This window comes from Collimonas sp. OK242 (genome assembly GCF_900107095.1).
Taxonomy (GTDB): domain Bacteria; phylum Pseudomonadota; class Gammaproteobacteria; order Burkholderiales; family Burkholderiaceae_D; genus Collimonas.
The window spans coordinates 1-21370 of the sequence record NZ_FNOR01000031.1 but is presented as its reverse complement, the minus strand read 5'-3'; the positions used below and the strand labels follow the sequence as shown (position 1 = coordinate 21370).

General features: G+C 57.8%; 11 protein-coding genes. 4 read left to right on the top strand and 7 right to left on the bottom strand.

The genetic code is table 11. The features are described from left to right. Nucleotide 1: 1 nt before the first annotated feature. The 5 genes from BLV81_RS22470 to BLV81_RS22450 form a co-directional block, all read right to left on the bottom strand. Nucleotides 2-2113: a TonB-dependent receptor plug domain-containing protein gene (locus tag BLV81_RS22470; RefSeq protein ID WP_092360134.1), complete on the bottom strand. Its 2112-nt coding sequence runs from the start codon at nt 2111-2113 to the stop codon at nt 2-4. Nucleotides 2114-2207: 94 nt separating this feature from the next. Continuing rightward, the gene (locus tag BLV81_RS22465; protein WP_092360133.1) at nt 2208-3014 is read right to left on the bottom strand and encodes a citrate synthase family protein; all 807 of its coding nucleotides are present in this window, start codon (nt 3012-3014) and stop codon (nt 2208-2210) included. Continuing rightward, nucleotides 3011-3832: a citrate synthase family protein gene (locus tag BLV81_RS22460; RefSeq protein ID WP_092360132.1), complete on the bottom strand. Its 822-nt coding sequence runs from the start codon at nt 3830-3832 to the stop codon at nt 3011-3013. Before BLV81_RS22460 ends, BLV81_RS22465 begins: the two co-directional genes overlap by 4 nt. Nucleotides 3833-3858: 26 nt before the next feature. Further along, the gene (locus tag BLV81_RS22455) at nt 3859-4608 is read right to left on the bottom strand and encodes an SDR family oxidoreductase (protein ID WP_092360136.1); all 750 of its coding nucleotides are present in this window, start codon (nt 4606-4608) and stop codon (nt 3859-3861) included. 9 nt (nt 4609-4617) lie between these two features. Further along, nucleotides 4618-6405 (bottom strand): thiamine pyrophosphate-binding protein, encoded by a 1788-nt coding sequence (locus tag BLV81_RS22450; RefSeq protein ID WP_255365426.1) that lies wholly within the window; start codon nt 6403-6405, stop codon nt 4618-4620. Between the two features lie 609 nt (nt 6406-7014). Between BLV81_RS22450 and BLV81_RS22445 the strand changes: the two genes are divergently transcribed. From BLV81_RS22445 to BLV81_RS22435, 3 genes are all read left to right on the top strand, one after another. Continuing rightward, nucleotides 7015-9558 carry a GspE/PulE family protein gene (locus BLV81_RS22445; protein ID WP_143036425.1) on the top strand — a complete coding sequence of 848 codons (2544 nt, stop codon included), beginning with the start codon at nt 7015-7017 and terminating at the stop codon, nt 9556-9558. Nucleotides 9559-9793: 235 nt separating this feature from the next. Next, a complete protein-coding gene (locus BLV81_RS22440; protein WP_092360130.1) occupies nt 9794-11404 on the top strand; it encodes a sensor domain-containing diguanylate cyclase in 1611 nt (536 codons plus the stop codon). 502 nt (nt 11405-11906) lie between these two features. After that, nucleotides 11907-14714, top strand: coding sequence for an IPT/TIG domain-containing protein (locus tag BLV81_RS22435; RefSeq protein ID WP_092360129.1), 2808 nt, complete (start codon nt 11907-11909; stop codon nt 14712-14714). A 67-nt stretch (nt 14715-14781) separates the two neighbouring features. Here BLV81_RS22435 and BLV81_RS22430 read toward each other — a convergent pair whose 3' ends face one another. Next, a complete protein-coding gene (locus BLV81_RS22430; RefSeq protein WP_143036424.1) occupies nt 14782-15855 on the bottom strand; it encodes a hypothetical protein in 1074 nt (357 codons plus the stop codon). 284 nt (nt 15856-16139) lie between these two features. Here BLV81_RS22430 and BLV81_RS22425 point away from each other — a divergent pair, with 284 nt between their 5' ends. Beyond that, on the top strand, nt 16140-18686 hold the full coding sequence (locus tag BLV81_RS22425; RefSeq protein ID WP_369823929.1) for an FtsK/SpoIIIE family DNA translocase: 2547 nt from the start codon (nt 16140-16142) through the stop codon (nt 18684-18686). A 39-nt stretch (nt 18687-18725) separates the two neighbouring features. Here BLV81_RS22425 and BLV81_RS22420 read toward each other — a convergent pair. Continuing rightward, on the bottom strand, nt 18726-21370 hold a 2645-nt coding region (locus BLV81_RS22420; protein ID WP_092360126.1), incomplete at its 5' end, for an autotransporter family protein.

Sequence of the window (21370 nt, the reverse complement as noted above, 5' to 3'; positions counted from 1 at the left end):
CTCACAGTTTGTGCTGAAATTGCACATAGAAGGTACGGCCCGGGAGCGGAAAATCGAAAGGAATGTTGCCAGGGGCAAAGCTAGGCTCCCTCGCATCCCGATTGAACACGTTCAGCACCACGGCGCTGACACTCCAGTTGCCAAACAATTTCTCCTTGCGCAAATTCAGGTCCAACGTGGTGTAATCGGGGATCTGGGGACGGGTATCGCCTGGCTGCCGCTTGCGGTCAGCCACACGATTGATTGTGCCGCCAAGCTGCCATAGCGATGCGAAACGCCAATCAGCACGGCCGAACCAGCGCTGGCGAGGCGCCAGGCCGGCATCCAGACCCGTTCTCTGGTCGGTAGAGTGTTGCAACGAGTAGTTGCCGGAAAGCCGCAGATTGCGCGTTGCATCCCAAATGGCTTCCAATTCCAGGCCGCGTCCAGTCTGATCGCCGGTATTTTGCGCTGTCGATCCGGTCGACGGGTCGGCATTCGGCACAAACTGAATGATGTTGTGCATGCGGTAGTAAAACAAGCTCAGGTTAGTTTGCAGCGTCTGGGTGGGTTGCCAAGAAAATGCCAGCTCGCGGGTATTGATGGTTTCCGGTTTCAATTTGGGATTGCCGATCGTGACCGGATTGTTGATGCTGTACTGCTCGGTGAACGACGGCGCACGGAAAGCGCTGCCATATAGCGCCTTGACTGAAAAATTATAAGCAGCGTCCCAAACCAATGCCAGACGGGGATTGGTGGTGCTGCCGAAATCGGAATAATGGTCTTCCCGTACACCTGAAGTCAAGGTCCAGTCTTTCGCCAGGGTCCACTCATCCTGCACGAACGCATAGCTGATAGTGCGCTTGTGAGGTGTCAGGAATACGTCGCTGGTGCCGCTTACATCAACGACGCTTCCCAAGGGAACGAACTCGACTCCAACCCCAGGAACAGCGACGATCTTGAAATTCTTACTCTCGCTAGTCTGGTACATGTCTTCAATCCGGAAACCGGTGCCAAGCCGTATCCGATGCCTGTCGAATCCGGTATAGAACCCGGACAGGCTGAATTGGCTGTCGCGCTCGGCATGTCCGGGATTGCCGATGACGCCGCCCGGAAAAGCCCCGGCGAAGGCTCCTGGCGGGAATAATACCGTTGGCGGGGATGCCTGCAACTCGTTGACATTCTTCACGGATGCCTGCGCGGTGACATCCCAATTATGAAAAAAATTGGGGTTGGAATAGGTTAGATCGGCATTCCAGCGTTCCGCTCTGACTCTGGCTTGAGGATCCAGGCTGTTGGCTAAACCGACACCGGTGCCGGTTTCCTGACTCTGATAGCCGGCACGGAAACGCCATAAATCGTAGGCGAGATCCATCTGCATATCCAGATGATTGCGCATGAGTTGCTCGTGCCCCGGGGCCAAGGAGGCGTGGGTACCGAAGATTTTGTCGAGGCTGGTCTGTGCGTCTGCATCTATCGTTTTATTCGCACCGCTGGTATGACCGGCCCCCAGATAGAAAGCCATTTCCAGCGGCCCCGTTTTGCCGCCATATTGGTACCAGGCGTCGTGGGTATCGAATGATCCGGCCCGAACCCCATACTCGGCACCGTTGATGTCGGCCGCAGTCTTGGTAATGATGTTGATGGTCCCGGCGAACGCATCAGCGCCGTAGAGCGCAGAGCCGGGACCACGGATGACCTCCACACGCGCTATATTTTCGATCGGCACGCCGCCCCAGGCCAGGTCGCGGTTGCCGAGAAAGGCGTCGTTGACGGGAATGCCGTTAATCAGCATCAGTGTCTGCGGGTTGTATTGGGTGCTGATGCCGCGGAACGAGTATATCGGGTCGTTGTACAGGCCCGAGTAAGAGACATGCAGGCCGGGCACGCTTTCCAACACTTGATTCATGTTGGTGGCTCCCATGGCCTGAATATCCTGGGCCGTTATCACCGAGGCTACCGCCGGTGCGCGGGAAATATCTTGCTGGCTGCCGGTAGCGATGCTGACGAATGCTTTGCTCCCGTATGAAAGCGCCAAGTCGTCTTCTTCGACATTTTGCTGAGCCGAAGCTACGGCCGCGCTCAGAAACAGGGCGGCAGCGCATGGGACTTGTGATTGCCAGTGTTTTTTCATTGTCGACCCATTTAATTAATGGAACTCAGATGTTGCCAAGAGAGGCCCCGCCGCGATTTCTCGTCCCCTCCTGTGAATCTTCTCGCCAACTGCCTTATTCCTGCTGCCAGAGGCGTCGCCCAGGCCCCTCATAATGCAGGCGCGAACAGCGCAGCGGAAATGTTGCGCCTGCGGGCCGTTCGCTAGCCTCCAGATAGCAAGGAGGCATGCCTGCCATGAAGGAAGGAAGCAGGAACAGATAACACTCGCGCGGAGTGAGTCCCATATCCAGCGGAATCGCCACCACTACGCTGGCGTAGTTAATCGGCAACTGCCGCCCCATCTGGAACAGGCCACGCTCGATGTCGAAAGCCAGTTGCAGATACGGGCCCTGCGCTATGTGTTCGCTTTCCATACGCGCGAGTATCGCCGGTATGCGTTCATCTACCTGCAATGTCGCCACCGGGCGACCGTATCCCAGGATGCGTCGATGCTGCTGCAATTCTTGCTGCAGAACTGCTTGCAGAGACTCTCCCGCATGTATGCGGTCGCGGGCTCGAACCAGGAAGTCCGCTGCCGCGAATTCCGGTTGCCATCCATAAATACTGGCCTCCGAAACGGCGATTGCGGCGGCGATACCTAATGCCCCGGTACTGCGAGCGCTACCTGCCAAGGCAGCGACACGATTGTTCCACAGCCGGGGATCCGGGTAGCTGGTATAAGTCCAGAGAGCATGCAGGACGGCTACTTGCTCCGGCGAAAAACGGCGGCCGGTAATGCCGAAGATGTACAGTGCTATCCAATCCATATCTTTCAGGTCGGCATGCAGATCGTACCCGCGGAACACCGCCCGCTCTCCCGGAAAACATGCGCCCATCCGGGTCCGCAAGGGAACTTCGTAGTCCAGCAAGATGTTGCTCATGCTTGCTCCTTGGGGAAAGCAGGTCCAGGATCGTTTTCCAGATCCAGTTCAAAGAAAGGAAATTGACGAAAGCCTTGTTTGCCTTGTTCGAGGGCATGGGCTGCGGCACCGGGCAGTCGCAACAACAAGGTCAGCATCTCACCCTCGCTGGCAGAAAAATCCAAATCGGCAAACGCAGCGGCGGCCACGCCGGTCATGGCCAGCGGATGGCCGGCGGCCGTTTCCAGTGCTTCCCTCTCTTGCGCCAGCCACGCCAGGCAGCCAGCCGGCATAATTTCCACCAGATGCGCAAGGGCCTGGCGCACCGGATTCGCGCAACGTTTGCCATAGGGATCAAAGCCGGGGGGATGCTCGGGCTCGGGCCACACTTGCAGGCGGGTCGGCGCTACCGGGCAAGCCAGGCGGGAGCGCCAGGTTGCGAGTTCGGTACCGTTGTTCTTCCATGCTTCCAGAGCCAGAAAGACTTCTCTTGCGCCGCCGTGAGAGCCGGCGCCGACAGCCAGCGCTGCCATGAGCACCGAGGCCGCGGTCGATCCGCCGACCCCGGCTGCCATCGCCGCGTGTACGGAAGGATCGCGCGGACCGGGATTAGCCAAGACCACAGCCAGTATCTCCAACACCGCAATCGCGGCCGGTTCCGGGCGTTCACCTTTGAACAGGAGATACAGGTATTCGATATAGCTGATCTTGCCGAGCAAATCGCCGTAGACGTCGTAACCGCGGCAATAGCAGGCCGCGGCAACGAAAGGGTTGTCCGCCTCTGCTTCTTCTTGCCAGATGCTGCTGTGAATGGTGTGCGGACTTTCTTGATCGCTCATCTGATCCCCAATCCCGATAGATGCTGCTAAAGCAGGCTCATGCCGCCATCAACCACGATTTCCTCGCCGACCAGGTAAGCGGCGTCGTCCGACGCCAAGAACAGGGCGACTTTGGCCACCTCTAGCGGTTGACCGAAACGCTTGCTTGGGGATTTTTGCGCGATCCCGGTTTTTATGCCCTTGACCATATCAGCCGGCAAGCCGAAGCGGTCGAAGATCGGGGTCGCGATGGGGCCGGGGCTGATCGCATTGATCCGTATGCCACGACCGATGAGCTCCAGCCCCAGCGATTGCACCAGGGAGCGTAAGGCGGCCTTGCTGGCGCCGTAGACGCTGAAATCAGGAGATCCCAGTTGATTGGTGATGGAGGTGGTGACGATGATGGATCCGCCCGCACTGAACAGCGGCAGCGCTTTCTGGATGGTGAAAAATGCTCCTTTGAAGTTGATCCCCATGATGTCGTCGAATTGGGCTTCCGAGACGAGTTCCATCGGCGCTGCCGTGGCAATGGCGGCATTGATGAACAGTACATCCAAGTGTCCGAAATGATTTGCCACCTGCTGCATCAGCGCGCCGATGTCGGCCAGATTCCCGGCATCGCTGCGGATCACCAGGGTGTCGCTGCCCAACTCGTCCCGGGCGCGCATCAAGCCATCAGGGTCGCGCCCGGTAATTGCCAGGCGGGCGCCCTGCTCCAGGAACAGTTTTGCGCTTGCCAAACCGATGCCGCTCGAGCCGCCCGTAATCAGCACTGTCTTGCCCTTGAGTTTGTCCATTGCCATTCCTTATAGGTTTCCAGCTAGAACCCGCATACGAACATTCATGGGCGGCACCTCGTCGCGATCTATCAGTACGTCCAGCAGCGTCGGGCCCCGGCGCGTGCAGATGGCGGCGATATCCAGCTTGGCCAGATCTTCCGGGGCACGGATCGTATAGGCTTGTGCCCCCATGGCGCGCGCCAGCGCGGCAAAATCGGTGGGCGGTAAATCGCAGCCGATATGTTCAGCTTCCGCCAGTCGCTGACCGTGCTTGACCATGCCCAGGGCCTGATCGTTGAGGATGACGAAGATAACGGACAATTTTTCGGCGACTGCCGCAGAAATTTCCTGGCCATTCATCAAAAAGCTGCCGTCACCGGTAATGCACACCACCGGCATTTTCGGATTACCGACCGCGGTGCCGACAGCGCCGCCGATGGCCCAGCCCATCGGTGCAAAATTCATGATGACGCGCAGCCAGCCGCCATAGGTCGTGCGTCGTCCCGGCGCGCGCGCGCTGCCTCCTCCGCCTTGACGTCTTTCGGAGATGCGCCTGCCCCTGGGCTGCAAATAATGAATCGCCCAGGCAACGCTGTTGCCCGTATCGGCAAGGAAGCGCGTGGTTGGTGGAAACAGCCTGCCCAGCTCGCGCATCAGCCGTTGCGGCAGGATCGGCATGGCGCTGCTCTCGTATTTTTTAGGAGCAATCAGCATGGTCTCCGGCTCCCAATCGTCGCTATGCTTCTTGCGGGCGAAGCGCCGCTGTTCATATTCGAAATTGCCGGAGCGGCGGACATCGTGGATGTGCTTGACCAAGCGGTTAAAGATCGACAGGATGCGTCCTCGCATGTGAAAGCGCGCCATCGGCGTCTGGCTGAGGTGCTCCTCCGAATCGTCGATATGCACCAGCCGTTCATTGAGCAAACTGTCGCTCCAGCCGCCGCTGCTCCATTCACCCATGCCGGTACCGATGGCCATGATCAAATCCACCGACTTGTCGCGTATGGCCGTCTCGGCGGAAGCATGGCCGGCGAAGCCGAATACGCCGCGAAATAGCGGGTGACGCGGGCTCACCAGGCCCTTGCCGTCTGGCGTGGTGATCACCGACGCACCGCACAGATCAGCGAACTGGAGTATCGAGCCGATGGCTTCGCCGCAGCCCACCCCAATCAGCAAAACGATATTTTCGGCTTTGGACAGCATCAGAAGCAGGGTCGCCAGCGATTCGTCGTCAACCGACGACGAAGGCCGCAAAAGCTCCTGCAAATCATAGGAGGGGGCCGATTGCGTATACCTGCTGCGAAACACATCCACAGGTATGCTTAAGTGCACCGGTCCGATAGGAGTGCGGATGCACCGCTGCAAAGCAATCATGAGTTTGTTTTCGAACTGCTGCGGGTGGGACACCAGCGAATTGTAGTGGGTACAGTGCTGTAGCATCGCCAGCGTATTGATTCCCGTACAAGACGACTCCTGTAGCGGATGTTTGCCGAAGGTAGGTAAGGCCGGCTGCGCCGTAATCACCAGTATGGGAATATTGTTATCGTAGGCGCAAGCGACACCGGTAATCAAGTTGGTGGAGCCGGGGCCGGAGGTGGCGCAGCAGACACCGATTTTGCCGGTTTCCCGGGCATAGCCATCGGCCATGTAGGCGGCTCCCGCTTCGTGCCGCGCCAGAACGTGGCGCACTCCGCCCCTGCGGCTGCTTCTGGCCAGAGCATTGAAAAGAGGCTCAATGGCGCCGCCTGGAACGCCAAAGACACATTCGATTTCCATTTGCTCCAGGTAGGCCACTAGCAGATCGGCTATTTCCATAGGGGATTCGGGGAGCCGCTCCGAATTCTTCCCAGGCATACCATCGTACACATGCAAACTATCGGCACTCATATCGGAATCTTTCTCTCTTGATGGCGGGAAGATTGCTGATATCCGTCGGCGAGTATCAGGCACAGCCATGCCAATTTAGAGGTTAATTATTTCCCTATTGCAATTTTAGTGTAGTCTCTTATGATTAAAATATCTAGCTCAATCATCAAATGGCGGGACCGTCGAAGCGCCTGGAAGCGCATCAGAAGGCATGTTTGCGGCGCTGCGAGCATTGCGGCAGCGAGTGTTGTCGGCGCGACACATGGTCTGGTCGAGATGCTTCCACCTGTCGCTATTGACAGGTATTTTTCCTGCTTCGAAAGGATTGAAATTGACAAACAAGCAGTCTTTCAGCCCCCACCCCTTTATTGCATGTGACTGTAAATCCAGCGAGATTCCGTGTTCGGGCACTTAGCCCGAGATCGCTTTCCCTTTGGCTGGATTGCGACCAGCGGCTACTTGCGATCGACATCAATCAACAGAGCTAGCCGGATGCTCAACTTTTCATGAGAGGCTCGATCGGCAAATACTGCTGCGTCATCCGGGTTGCCACAGGGCGTGCTGACCGATGCCGGCCATGCCGGTTTCAGTTCAGCGTTCCTCGAGCTGAATTTCCAGACAGACGATTCGTTCGGCCAACCTCAATTCGCCGCCAATGGCGAACGAGGGTTTTACCTAGAATGCGACGATTTTTGCAACGAAAAGGAGATATCCATGGTTATCGATTTCGGCTGGCCATTGCCACCGCACTTCGAGTTGGCCTCTACATCCACCGCAACGAATGATGGCACTGCGCCATGTGTCGTTACCCTGAACGACGGTCACCGGAAAGCCGGCAATCTGCTGAGTTTTTCCCCGGATACCTCCACTCTCGAGTTTCATCCGGAACGTGCCGCCGGCAATCTCCGCATCAGTTTTTCCAAGCTCAAAAGCATCCGCTTAACGTCGTCGATAGAATTAAAAAAATTGGATTTACCTTTGCCGGTAGAAATACACGAAGGTCAAGCGGTCGCCATCAAGCAAAAATGCATGATTTCCTTCAAAGACGGGGAACATTTGCTATCCGAAACCCTGGGCTACGTTCCGCATGAAACCGGGCTATTCCTATTTCTTGCCGGTGCCGGCAACAGCGTTGTGCGCTGGTTCGTTCCCTTGGAAGCAATTGACAGTTATCAGATCGGCGACAAGCTAGGCAAGATACTAGTAGACAAGAAAATTGTGTCGGCTGATGCAGTTGACGCTGGCCTAAAAAAACAAAACCTGCTACGGGAATCCAAGCTGGGGGACTATCTGCAATTGGAGCATCTGGTCACAGAAAAGCAAGTGGAAATGGCGCTGAAAAAGCAAAAATCGATGCCGCATCTTAAGCTTGGGGAAGCATTGATTCAGGAGCATCTGATCACCAATGAGCAGCTGTCGCAAGCGTTAAAGAGGCAGGAGGAAGATCGGAGGTTGCACTTAGGTGAAATTCTTATTGACTTGGGTTTTGTCACGAAAGAAAGCATAAAGAGGATATTGGCGCAAAAACTTGGCATTCCCTTTGTTACCTTACCTAAGTTTCAGTTTGACCTGGACCTGACCAAGATCGTACCCGCCGACATTGTACGCAAATATTCTGTGATGCCGCTATACCGAACCCAGTCACGCATGGTGGTGGCGATGGAGGATCCTCTGTCGTCGGACGCCTTGAAGGCATTGGCGTTTTGCACCAAGCTCACGATCGATCCTGTCATGGCGTCCGAGGAAGACTTGGGCGTTGTCATTTCAAAATTTTATGGCACGCATGGAGAGCGCCATAATATCGCTGAATATGTTTCCAAATTAGACGCAGGTGGTGATATCGAAGCGAGCCTGGCTGTCAATGAGGTGGTCACGGAATCCGACAACACCATGGTGCGTCTGGTCAACAAGATCATCCTTGATGCCTATGAACAAGGTGCATCCGATATCCATATTGAAGTCATGAAAGGAAATGAACCCACCCTGGTCCGCTTTCGCAAGGATGGCGTCATGGTCGATTATTCGGAGATTCCGGCAAACTACCGCAACGCCCTGATTTCCCGCATTAAAATCATGAGCCGTCTCGACATTTCGGAGAAGCGGCGTGCGCAGGACGGAAAGATGAATTTTGAGCAGTTTGGCCCTGCAAAAATTGAGCTTCGCGTCGTCACCATGCCGACTACCGAAGGCCTGGAAGACATCGTGATGCGGATACTCGCCGCGCCCAAGGCCTTATCCCTGGATGCATTGGGCCTGTCCCCCACGGTGCTGGAAGGACTCAAAAAACTCGCACTCAAACCACATGGGCTGTTATTCGTTTGCGGTCCGACAGGCTCAGGCAAGACGACAACCTTGCATTCTTTGCTCAGTTATATCAATACCCGCGAGCGCAAGATATGGACGGTCGAGGACCCCATAGAAATTACCCAGAAAGGCTTGCGGCAAGTTCAGGTCCACGCAAAAATCGATTTGACTTTTGCCGCTGTATTGCGCAGCTTTTTGCGCGCAGATCCGGATGTCATCATGGTGGGAGAAACAAGGGATCCGGAAACGGCCAGGACGGTCATTGAGGCCTCACTCACCGGTCATCTGGTATTTTCCACCTTGCATACCAACAGTGCCGTCGAAAGCGTCGTCAGGTTATTGGATCTTGGTCTGGATCCGTTCAATTTTGCAGATGCATTGTTAGGGGTGCTCGGACAACGACTCACACGCAGATTGTGTACGGCCTGCCGCCAACGTTATTCCGCCACGGCTGAGCAAGTCCAAATGCTTGCCTATGAATATTGTCTGGAAACTGAACTGCGGACGGACGAAATAATCGCGCAATGGCGAAAGCAGTATGGCCACGACGGCAACACACTTACCTTATGCAAGGCAGTAGGCTGCGAAAAATGCGACAAGAGCGGTTACAAAGGAAGATTAGGGGTACATGAGTTGCTGCTTAGCACGCCCGCCATTAAGAAAAAAATTCATGCGAGAGCGAATGTACCGGAGATCTTGCAAATCGCCATCGGTGAAGGCATGCGCACCCTGAAACAAGACGGGATCGACAAGATATTTCAAGGCTTGACCGACTGGGAGCAAGTAAGAATGCTCTAAGCCGAGCAGCCGCATATCGATTATTCATCCGCCTCCGCGCGGGAGACGGATGGGAATTCTCCCAATTGAATTAATAAATAACTATGTTATTTATCTATGCCGGCCTACTATTAAAAATAGTTTCCGTATGAAAATATTTTTAAGTGCTAGGATTTATGCAAATACCCGCTTTTACGATGAAAAAGAAACATCCCGACTTTTAAGGTTGTAGTCAGTTCCCTGCCCAAAAAAACCTATGAGCGCTCTCCAGTCCATACTGACACGGCAAGTTGGGTTAGCGACTAAACGGATACCAATTACGGCGCTAGCTGTATTTTTTGTAGTTCTCGTCTGCCTGTCGCTGGTATTCGTCGACGGCTGGCGGAGTTGGACCGCCCGCGATATCCAGTTGCACGAGATGGGGGTTTCCACCTCGAATATGACGCGCGCCATAGCGCAGCACGCTGACGATACGATTAAGGCAGCCGACACCACCCTGGTAGGCCTCGTCGAACGCGTACAAGCGGACGGCACCGGCGCTGCCGCGTTGCAGCGGCTGCACGAGTTATTGGTGCGGCGGGCTAGCGAGCTACCTCAGCTTCAAGGCCTATTCGTCTATGATGAAAATGGGCGTTGGATCGCCAACGCATTACCCGCAACGCCATCCAACGTCAATAATTCGGATCGGGATTATTTTATCTACCACCGAACCCATCTTGATACGGAGCCGTATATCGGACTGCCGATACATAGCAGATCAACGGGGGTGTGGATTATCACTGTATCGCGCAGAATCAATCATGCCGACGGCAGTTTTGCCGGCGTCGCATTGGCAACAATCAGCATCGACTATTTCAAGAAGTTTTACGATAGTTTCGATATCGGACGCCACGGTGCGATCGTGCTGGCTTTGAACAACGGCATCATGCTGACCCGCAGGCCGCTGTTGAATGATTACACCGGCAAAAGCATGGCAAACACTGTTCTATACCGCGACAGCATCTCCAAGAAAGCGATGGGCACGGTTTTCATTGTGTCGGCCCAGGACGGGGTGACCCGACTGAACAGTTTTCGACATCTGGAGCATTACCCCTTATACGTCTCGTCAGCGTTGTCTAGAGATGAAATTCTGGCAGACTGGCTGAAGGACACTTATTTGCATTCGGCAGGAGTGGCGATACTACTCGTCGTACTGGGCTTGCTAGGATTTCATCTCGTTGGTCAAATCAAGCTGCGCTTGAATGCCGAAGCAGAACTGGTGCGGACGCGAGACGCTTTGGCAACGCTCAACCAGACACTTGAAAGGCTGGCATTGCAAGACGGGCTCACAGGGCTTGCGAATCGTCGCCATTTCGACCAGGTGCTGGATAAAGAGTTTAGCCGCGCCGTGCGAGAGGCAAGTTCGCTGGCACTGGTCATGATCGATGTCGATTGCTTTAAACAATATAACGACATCTACGGCCATGCAGCAGGCGACGAATGTTTGCGAAAGATCAGTGAAGTTGTCAGAACCAATCAAAACCGGCCGGGTGACGTCGCTGCTCGCTACGGCGGCGAAGAGCTTGGCGTGCTGCTTCCCGGTACCGACGTACGTGGCGCAATGGCCATAGCCGAAAAGATCCGCCTGGAGATTCACAACCTGGGAATCGAACATAGCGGCAACTCGGCCGGCGTGGTCACAGTCAGCGCCGGTGTCGATGCAGTCATCCCGGTTCTGGATCTCGATAAGCCGTTGGAACTGATACAGGCTGCAGACAAAGCGCTTTACGCAGCAAAATCCGGTGGGCGTGATCGTGTTTGCGAAAATACCAGCGCCAGCAATTCTCATCGATCCGCTGCTCAGCAGGAGCCGCTGACCACCCTGTAGAGCGCTTGTCCTTGATTTGCGCCTTTGCTTGCGGGTGACCCTATCCGGTCGATTCAGCCGCCGCTGCCGGGAAAAGGTAGCAACGCGATCGTCCTATCCCTCAAAGCGCAGCGCACGTAGCTCGTCTTTCCGCCCCCCCCCCACTTTAGGGCCTGTTAACAATTAATTTGGGAGATGCGTTCAAACCAGAACGTGTGCTGGCAAGGCGCGTGGCGTAGCTGGGGCTGGTGCCCCAGCAAGCCATGCAACGCGGCCAGCGCACGTTCTGGTTTGAACCCTTCGGGAACGGCTGCAGGCGTCGCATGCCGCGCGTTCGCACTCCCAAATTAATTGTTAACAGGCCCTAGAGTCCGCAGCACTTTACGCCGGCCATCTTTACCAATTACAATCACGCCCGTAATTTCCATAATGCAACATTTCGCTTTGCCTGAATCATTGCGAGGCATGGCATTTCTTGAAGTCGAACCGTCCTATCTCTTTAGTCCAAAGGCAGCGTGTTGTAATGAAAAACAATAAGAAGCTTCTTGCTCTCGTTTTAGTCAGTACTATCCTCAGCCAGTCCGGTTGCGGCGGTGGCGGCGGATCGGGCGACAGTGCAGGAACTGCGCCGACATCGATTGCAGCACCGGTGGCCGCTGTAAGCATCAGCGCGCTGTCAAGCTCGAGCGCATCTGCCGGCGCCACCCTGACAATCACCGGAACCGGCTTTCAGAAAGTAAGCGCAGTTACCATCGGCTCGGTTGCAGTCGCTTTCGTGATCGTCAGCGATACGCAAATTGCCATTACGATTCCCACCGTTGCTGTGAGCGGAGCCATCACTCTGTCCGGCTCAGGATTTTCGGTGCAATCGGCGACCACCTTTACATCCAGCTTGCCGTCACCGCTGGTAACGGGCGTGTCTGCCGTCAACGTTGCGGCCGGCAGCAACTTCACTATTCAAGGGACTAACCTTGATCGGGTAAGCGGCTACCAGATAGCGGGCGTCAACCTGACAATCGTCAATAGATCCAGCACTTCGGCGACACTCGCCATGCCGGCCCAGGCGGTTTCGGGGGTTCTGACGCTGATCGTAAGCGGCGCTGCGGTCAACAGCGCATATCAACTCAACGGTTATCAGCCGGCATCGATTGTGGCAATGCTGCCGCAGCTCGGGATAGTCGGCAGCAGCGTCACGATCAGCGGCAGCGGCCTGGCAGCAGTAACCAATGTCCTGTTCGCCAACGGCGCGATTGCATCGGTATCCAGCGCGTCGAACAGTGCCGTCACTTTTACCGTTCCGAGCGGCGCCGCTTCCGGCCCTTTGACTGTGGTAGACCGCTATCAGGAAGTTCGCAGCGCCACTGCCTTTTCCGTGGTGCCGGCGGTAACCGCGACTGCACTGCTCAGTGCGACCACCGGCGCCACGGTGGTGCTGACTGTTACCGGAACGAACTTGAATACGGTCACTGCGGCCAAAGTCGGCAATTCGAGCGCTACCATCGTCAACAGCAGCGCTACCCAGCTGGTGCTAAACGTAGGGCTTGGCACCAGCGGCACTGTGATGCTGACAGCACCCGGCCAGGCAGCCGTCAATGCCGGCACCATCGATAGCGCTGGCAGCGTCGGACTCTGGATCAGCAGCGTCGACTTTGCGCATGTGTTCGACAAGAGTTCCACCGACCCGACGCTGCGCCTGACGCCTGGACGCCCTGCCCTGGTACGTGCAACGGTTCTCGCACCGGCTGCCGGCACCAAGAGCCCGCAGGTAAATTTGTCGGCCAGCAGCAGCACCGGCGCGGCATTAGGCGTGCTGACGATGAACGGACCAGCCAATCTGCCTACCGCAAAAGACGATTACAGCCTGAATAACAGCTTCAATGCGGTCCTGCCTGCCGCCTGGGTGCAACCCGGCGTCAAAGTCAGCATTAGAGTGGCAGCCGGCGTCGGCAGCAGCCCGGCTAGCCAGGATGTATCCCCTACCGTCGGCGCTCCCGCCAGTCTGCGCGTTGTGCTGGTGCCACTGACGGTCGGCAGCGCCACCGGCGTATTGCCCCCTGCACTGTCTGATGTGCAGGCAGCGTTGGCACGCGTCTACCCGTATGCAATCGGCAATATCGTTGTGCAAAAACGGCTGCCGCTGACGATTAGCGGTGCTGTTGATGAAAAATCGATGGACTGGGGCAGCGCATTGAGTCAACTTCAACAGGCGCGCGCAATCGAAGATCCGAAGGCCTTCTATTACGGCTTTGTTCCTTCTGCGGGATTTACTGGGGGGATAGCGGGTCTGGGTTATGTCGGGGATCGGACGAACGGCGGCTCGTCCCCAGTCTCCGCAATTGGCTTAGATTTGACTTGGAATTCAAACCAGGGGGACCCGTTTAATAACATGTGGGAGCAATGGCAAGAGACTATGGTGCACGAGATGGGACACAACCATTCGTTGCTTCATGCGCCATGCGGTGGCGCCGGCGGCCCGGACCCGGCCTTCCCCAATACGAACGGCGATCTGAGTTCTCTGGCGGTCTACAACAGCCTCTACGACAGCGACACGCAAATCGGCGCGTTAAGTGCGCCGCTGACACCGAGCAGCACGCAAATGAAGGATGTCATGGGCTATTGCGGCGGCAACTGGTTCTCAGATTTTAGTTACGTCCGGGCTCAGCAGTTTGCCGAGTCGCGCACCGCCGCCATTCCGCAGCCCCTGGTTCTCGCTACTGCCGCCAGCGTAGCAACGCCCGCGCCTGACGGTTACCTGAACATATCGGGTGAATTAACTGCGCACGGTGTGTTACTGCACCCGGCATCTGCGTCGGTTGCCAAGACGGGAATCGATACCGCGACAGCCAGATCGATCTATGAACTACGCTTGCACACGGTCAGCGGCCAGACCTACAAGCTGCCGTTCGAACCGGTCAGCGTGGCCGATGCTGCAGATGAAACCAGCCACTTCTGGGTTAGCTTGCCCAATCCGGGAGAGATCGCCTCTATCGAGGTTTTGCGCAACGGGCAGTTGCAAGCCATGCAGCAACCCAAGCAGGCGCAAAGCCTGAAAATCGCAAACCAGGCTAGCACCGCCGGCAATGCTCAGGCGATGGCGTCGGCGGTCAGCTGGGCAAGCCGGAATGGGCGCCTGGCAATCACCTGGAACGCAGCCCTGGAACCATTCTTATCGGTGATCTACGTCTCGCCTGCAGGCGTCAAGACTGTGCTCGGCAGTGGCTTGCAAAACGGCAACGCATCCATTGACATCAAAGATTTGCCAAGCGGCGGCCGGTTCGATCTCAGCTTGTCGTCGGCTATACAAGCGCGGCTGGTCAGTTTCCCACACTAAAGCGACATGGCCGGACCGCAGCAGGCGGTCCGGCCAGTTGGCAAGCCGCGGCATCAATTCAATGCAGTTACCGCCCCGGGGCAAAAACATCCCGGCGTGGCGCCAGCTTGAACAGTGACAAGATCAGCTCAGCTGCCGCACCATTGAACGCGGCATACAGCGCAGCCTGTTTTTCGCCCCATGCATCCCAGCGCCGCCATAACGGCAAATGCAACTGCCGCATCTGCTTCTCCCAGGCGGCATCCAGAGCTTGTTCTTGCCGGATCCAGTCTTTCAATTCTGCGGCTTGCTGTGGCGGTGGGCGTGGGCCCAAGGTTTGCTCCGTGCTCGCACAAAATGCGCCATATAAATCATCCAATTGGCGCTGTTCGCTGTCGGTCCAGTAAGCAGACCTGGTTTGCTCCCCTGCAAAATATGCCGCAGCGCCACACAGCAGTCCCATTTGCTCGGCGTCAATCCTGCCCAGAGGAGTGGCGAAAGAGGCAAGCAAATCCTCCAGATGGCGGCCGTCCTCTTCGTCTGCAGCGCCTGTATCGATGTGGGTATCCGGTTCGCGCGCCGGCCACTCGCTGTCGTCAATCGCCAGGCCGGCGAGTTCTTTGTCATGCAATGCTTTAAGCCGCTCCGAGAAAGCTCTCAACGGTTCTGTAGTGTAATATTGAGCAATACCCCATTGCGTATCATGCAGCAGCCAATGGGCGTAACGTTGTGGGACTGTGCCGAGATCCACCCCAACCGGGATGGCTTCGAGCAGGCCAATTGCCTGCTCGCGCGCGCTGATTTTTCCTTCCGACTGACGCAGCCAGCATAGAACGTCAATCACTACGGCAAGCGTCTCAGGTATGCCAAGCTCGTCACTAAAGCGCTGTTTACCCCCGGCCGCACAGTCGGAGGGCTGATTGTCCGGGCCAAGCTCGGCCCCGCGCAAACGAGCCAGGCAACGCTCCTTCTGTGCTGGATCCGCCGCGAAGCTGATCCAACTACCCGCTGCTGCCTGTCTTGGGGGTTTAACTGAAGTCATATCAACAGCATAGTTGAGATAAGGTGCTTGAGTTAGCGCATTCTGAGTGTTACCCGGTACGCAACGCCCGGCGCTTTTTCGGTTAATATCACCTACTTTGATTTCAGGACGTCGCGCCAACCCCGTCGGGCCTCCCTCGTGCCAGGCAGCGGATCCGGCTTGTCTCTGCCGTATCGTGATCAGCGTAAGCCTACAGATTGCCGGACATCGATTTTTCGTTGAATTTGAGTATGCATATAGCAGTTTTCAGTTGGTTCGGATGGTCTTTGCTTTGGTTTGCCCCTTTGCTGGTACGCGTGTTTAAAGCGCGCCGATCAGGGATAAACCCGCTTCGCGGTCGGGGATCGATCCGTCTGTGGCTGGGCACGTTCCTGATACTTTGCAGCAGCAGTGCACTGGAAGCCATGCTACGCACGCATGCATCGACGCCGCCCGACAGCGTTCGGCTGGGCTACGCGCTCGCGCATGGTTTCATGAGCGTGCTGGGCACTTTCGGCAGTGTGTTGGGGTTGACTGCAATCGGCGTCCTGGCCCTATCGTGGCTGTTCGGAAGTGCATGGTTGAAATCGTTCGCGCCGAAAAACTCCCTGCTGCAGCGAATTTTCCCTGCAAACAAACAGCAGTCCGATGCCGCACGCGAACAGCGGATAGCGGCAGTCGTCACACCCGCCCATTCCACGCCCAGACCGGCAAGATCGCGCGACAGCATCGCGCTGCCGCCGCGCAGCAGGAAATCCTGGCAATTGCCGTCAAGCTCCGAGCTGCCTGAAAATCCTGGTAGACAACAAAAACAAGCAACGCCCCCTGCCAAGCGGGCTGAGATGAAAACCAGCGCCAGAAGCATGGCGGAATGGGCCACGGTTGAACAGATCATTCCGACTCCGGCAATGCGCGCGCGCGCAAATATGGCGCAGCAAGCGCGAAACGCAAGCACGGCACGCAAGGACGCGATGCAGATGCGCCAGACCGAGCGTATCCACGAACGTACCCACGAACGTACCCAGATTCGCAGCGCACCCCAGACAACAACCATCAGCACCCGGCCCAGCCCCGCTCCTGCTTCAGTAGCAGCTGCAACCGGCATTGCTCAAGCAGCAGCACCCGTCATTTCGATATCAGGTAAAACAGTTCCAGATCGGCCGGTAACGCTTGCGAGCGGACCGGTCGGCGTGTCAAATGCAGCAGCTCCGGCGCCTATGGCCGCGATACCGCCGCTTGCTATTGCCAACCCGGTTTCTCCAAGCACGGTCGTGCGTCAGGGAGCAGTCACATCTGATCCTGCAGCGGCAAGCCCGCAGCTGCGCCCGGCACCGCCTTCATCAACCGAGATTACTGCCGCCTATCCTGTTGCAGATAAAGTGGATGCCGTTGTTGTGCAAGCTGTCATGCAGCCGCCGCTTTCAAGCGAAGTACCGGCACTGCCGGAAAACGATAACGACACTGATTTCTCATTCCGCCCGCCGCACGAACTGCGCATTGATTTGCCCGGGCTAGCCTTGCTGGATCCGGCAGTCAACGAGCTGATCGATATTCCGCTTGAACGTCTGGCGGAAACCGGCTTGCTGATCGAACAGCGCCTGAAGGAATTCAAAGTACCGGTAACCGTACTAGGCGCCGACGCCGGACCGGTGATTACACGCTTCGAGGTGGAGCCGGCGCTAGGCGTGCGCGGCAGCCAGATCGTCGGTCTGATGAAGGACTTGTCGCGCGCATTGGGCCTGACTTCGATCCGGGTGGTGGAAACCATTCCTGGCAAAACCTGCATGGGTCTTGAGTTGCCAAATCCAAAGCGGCAGATGATACGCTTGTCGGAGATATTGGAGTCGCCGGCCTACCAGGATTCCGCATCGCATTTGACGCTGGCCCTGGGTAAAGACATTACCGGCGTTCCGGTAGTCGCTGACCTGGCTCGGGCGCCGCACATGCTGGTGGCGGGCACTACCGGTTCCGGTAAATCGGTGGCCATCAATGCGATGATTCTGTCGTTGTTGTATAAGGCTACGCCGGAAGAAGTACGCCTGATCATGATCGACCCCAAGATGCTGGAACTCTCGGTATACGAAGGCATTCCGCATCTGCTGGCGCCGGTGGTCACCGACATGAAACTGGCCTCCAATGCGCTGACCTGGTGCGTGGCCGAGATGGATAAACGTTACCGCCTCATGTCGGCACTCGGGGTGCGTAATGTGGCGGGCTTCAACCAGAAGATCCGCGACGGCGAAATGCGCGGCAAAAAAGTCAGCAATCCGTTCTCGCTTACCCCGGATGCGCCTGAACCGCTGTCTACTTTGCCGCTGATCGTCGTGATCATCGACGAGTTGGCGGATCTGATGATGGTGACCGGCAAGAAGATCGAAGAGCTGATCGCGCGCCTGGCGCAGAAAGCCCGGGCGGCCGGGATTCATTTGATTTTGGCTACGCAACGCCCTTCGGTGGATGTCATCACCGGACTGATCAAAGCCAATATCCCGACCCGGGTCGCGTTCCAGGTATCGTCGAAAATCGATTCCAGAACCATCCTCGACCAGATGGGCGCCGAGGCCTTGCTCGGCCACGGCGACATGCTGTTCCTGCCGCCAGGATCCGGCTATCCGCAACGCGTTCATGGCGCCTTTGTCTCGGATGCAGAAGTGCATCGGGTAGTCGAGCACTTGAAACAGTTTGGCGAACCTGAATACGAAGAAGCGATCTTGGCCGGCGTGCCTGCCGAAGGCGCCAGCACAGACCTGCTCGGCGACAGCCAGGATGTCGAGGCCGATCCGCTGTACGACGAAGCCGTGGCTTTCGTCGTGCGCACCCGGCGCGCCTCGATTTCATCGGTACAACGGCAATTCCGCGTCGGCTACAATCGTGCAGCCCGTCTGGTGGAGCAAATGGAAGCTGCCGGGATTGTTTCTTCGGTGGCTACCAACGGCAGCCGTGAAGTACTGACGCCGGCGCAGGCGGAATAAAACAAGCGAGTACGTGATGCGTAGGGCGAGTGCAACCGCTTATTCAAATTTGTAGCGCAGCCCCAGCGACAACACATTGTTACGCAAGCCGCCGCTGCCCAGCTGCGCATCGTAGTTGAGATACCAGCCCCAGCGCTTGTCCACCGCGGTACTCAAACCCAGCCCGGCCCAGCCGGAACTGCGCGCCAAGCCTATCCCCTGCACCGTAAAGCCCGCCGCCGGCGCCCCCACATACGCCGCCCCGAAATCCAGGCGGCCCGCCGTGAACGCATGCTGCCAGGCTGCATACGCCTGCACCACGCTCAAGCCGCCCGACCATTGGAAACTGCTGTCGCCGCGCAAGCCCAGCAAACCCGCCGTTTGCTGATACGCCTGACTGGCCGCCGTCAGTCCGAACACCCCGCCGCTTTCCGTAAAGCCGCCGCGCCTGAGGTGGTCGTAAGCCAGTCCGGCGTAGGGCGTCAGCCTGGCATCGGCGGACAAGGGCAGCACATAACCACTCTCCGCATAAGCCGACCATAGGCTATCGGTGTGTCTGGTGCCCAGGTTTTGTTCGGTATTGCCGATCACCGCCGTGCGCGTCACCGTGCTATCGATGCCAGCCACGCCGGCCCGGCCCGCTACGTACCAGCCGCTAGCGCCAAACGCATGGCGGCCATACAGGGAGGCGCCGGTATTGCGTCCCTTGGACTGGCCGCCCAGCCGGTCAAAGCTGGCCTTGCTGTCGGCATACGCCAGCGCCGCGCCGACGATCGTGTCCGCACTGAGGCGGGTATCGACGCCGAACTGGCCGCCCCAGAGCGAGGTGTCGCCCGTGGCATAGCCGCTCTGGCTCAGCTTGCCCGAAGCGCCGATGGCGCTGACCCACAAACCCGTGCCGTCCTGCCCCTCCGCCTGGCTGCCCAAGGCCGCCAGCCGATTGCCCAGATCGCGATTGAGCGCCTGCGATTGCTGGAACGTCAGCGCCTGGGCCGAAGCATGGATCTGTCCCGACAAGCTATCCAGCAGCTGCCCTGCCGCCGCCAAGCTGGCGCTCTTCTCCACGGCCGCGGCGCTCGCCAGAAACGCACCGTTGCTCCCGCTCACATTGCCGCTGGCGACCATCCGGTCCGCGGCCTGCAACCCGGTCTCCAGGTTGGCTGCCGCATTGCGGCGGGTAGGATCGTTGCCAAACGCCGCAGCAGCCATGCTGGCCACATTGGTGCGGCTGATCTGCAGATCGACTTGCTGCGCCTGGTACGACAAGGTCGCCGCAATAAACACCCCCGGCGTAAAACTGACGCCATCGGCCTCAAAGCTGAGATCCTGGAACTGACCGCTGACGCCGCCGGCAGCAGTCAGCACCTTGCCGCTGACACCAGCCTGCTGCGTGACATAGCCCGAAGGATCCTGGCTGCCGCTGGGGGTGGTGGCGATCAGGTGCGAATTGCCGAGTATCGCCGCACCGCCCACCGTCAAGGTGGTATTGAGCTGATTGGCCAGCACCGCCGTCGGCGCCGCCACATAATTGCCGTCTATCGTCAGGCCGGCGCCGCTGTTGTTGACCCGGCCGCTGTTGTTGACATTGCCATGGATATGGCCGCCGTCGCCGCCAAGCTGGCCGGACGCACTGACGTTGACGCTGGAGGCGACCGCCCCGGTGATGTTCAAGCGCCCGCCCAGGATGTTGCTGGCGCCCGTATAGGTATTGTTGCCGGCCAAGGTCAATTGCCCGCTGCCGCTCTTGTTCAAGCCGGCATCGCCGCCGATATCGTTCTTGAACACCGAACTGGCGTTATCGAACTGGACATTGACATTCGGCCCCAGCGCCAGCCGTTGATCAAACAGCGCCGGACCATTGACCGCCTTGCTGGCATTGAGCAAACCCCAGCCGTAGGTGGCGGGATCGTGCATATCGGTGGCCGTCGAGAGGATGGTTTGGCGGATCAGGTCGGCGTTCATCCAGGGATAGGCTTGCTGCACCAGGGCGGCAGCGCCGCTGACTGCCGGTGCGGCAAACGAGGTGCCGAAGACGCGGCTGCCGCTAGTACCCGAGATGAAATCGCCGGCTGCCGCCAGGCACCAGTTGGCGGCGGCGCCGCAGCGATTGGCGTAGCTCGAAATCACGCCCGGCACCGTGTCGCTGACGGCATAGCCGTTGCTGCCGCCGACGGCATTGACCGCCGTCACCGCCAGCCAGCCGCTTTGCAGGTCGGAGAACAAGCTCGGCAGGCTGGCATTCAGAGTCGGCTGCGCGGCGCCGTCATTGCCGGTAGACCAGATGAACAAACTCTGCTGGGCCACATACGGCTGGTACAAGGCATGCAGCGACAGCGCCAGGCCGACCGACGCGCCGGTGGAACTGACGCCGTTGGATTGGTTGAAGATCCGCACCCCCTTGGCAAACAGATCCTGGTACATCTGGTTATTGAGCAGCAGACCGTTGCCGGTAGTGCCTGCGGCGGCGGCTTGCAAGAAGGCGCCGGGGGCGACGCCTAAGGTATTTCCCGCCAAGACCTCTGCCACTTCCGTGCCGTGCATATTGCCGTTGGCGCCGCCGACGCTGTAGACCGTCTTGCTGATGCGTCCGGCCAGCTGGGGATCGCTTACATCGAAATCGGTATCGACTATGCCGACCGTGATCCCGGCTCCGGTCAGGCCCTGGCTGTGGGCAGCCCTGGTATTGCTGGGGTCCTGCACGTTCA

Bases quoted from the DNA above. Each gene is read 5' to 3' on its own strand.
- BLV81_RS22470 (WP_092360134.1), bottom strand. From the start codon at position 2,113: ATGAAAAAACACTGGCAATCACAAGTCCCATGCGCTGCCGCCCTGTTT.
- BLV81_RS22465 (WP_092360133.1), bottom strand. From the start codon at position 3,014: ATGAGCAACATCTTGCTGGACTACGAAGTTCCCTTGCGGACCCGGATG.
- BLV81_RS22460 (WP_092360132.1), bottom strand. From the start codon at position 3,832: ATGAGCGATCAAGAAAGTCCGCACACCATTCACAGCAGCATCTGGCAA.
- BLV81_RS22455 (WP_092360136.1), bottom strand. From the start codon at position 4,608: ATGGACAAACTCAAGGGCAAGACAGTGCTGATTACGGGCGGCTCGAGC.
- BLV81_RS22450 (WP_255365426.1), bottom strand. From the start codon at position 6,405: ATGGAAATAGCCGATCTGCTAGTGGCCTACCTGGAGCAAATGGAAATC.
- BLV81_RS22440 (WP_092360130.1), top strand. From the start codon at position 9,794: ATGAGCGCTCTCCAGTCCATACTGACACGGCAAGTTGGGTTAGCGACT.
- BLV81_RS22435 (WP_092360129.1), top strand. From the start codon at position 11,907: ATGAAAAACAATAAGAAGCTTCTTGCTCTCGTTTTAGTCAGTACTATC.
- BLV81_RS22425 (WP_369823929.1), top strand. From the start codon at position 16,140: ATGCTACGCACGCATGCATCGACGCCGCCCGACAGCGTTCGGCTGGGC.